This window comes from Methylobacterium sp. J-078, assembly GCF_022829285.1.
GTDB lineage: Bacteria > Pseudomonadota > Alphaproteobacteria > Rhizobiales > Beijerinckiaceae > Methylobacterium.
Genome location: NZ_JAKSYI010000116.1, coordinates 1 through 328 on the forward strand (window position 1 = coordinate 1; position 328 = coordinate 328).

Consider the following 328-nt stretch of genomic DNA (forward strand, 5'->3'; position numbering starts at 1 on the left):
CCCCTCGCTGCGCAGCAGCCCTGCTCCCGGGCCACGGCTCGGGGTGCACCTGTTCGTAGGAGTGGGCGGCCAGGGCACCCTCACTCTAGTCCCAGATGCCGTGATCGCGCCGGGCCGCCCCGTGGTCGCGGCCGACGTCAACAAGGTCAAGCACCCCACCGGCGTGGTGGCGGGCGACCTGCTGGGTCGCCGGGCTGCTCGCGGGCGCGGCGGCGCCGTGCTCAACCGCCACGTCGAGACCCAGGTGCGGTCGAACCTCGCCATCGTCCTCAAGGCCATGGACGAGCTCGCCGCGCGGCGCGCCCGCGACGAGGCCGAGCGCGACGGG

The 328-nt window shown here is 75.3% G+C and carries 1 pseudogene; it reads left to right on the forward strand.

Going from position 1 to position 328, the window contains the following annotated elements:
- A pseudogene (locus tag MKK58_RS19295) lies at window positions 1-328 on the forward strand (HlyD family type I secretion periplasmic adaptor subunit); the annotation flags it as partial.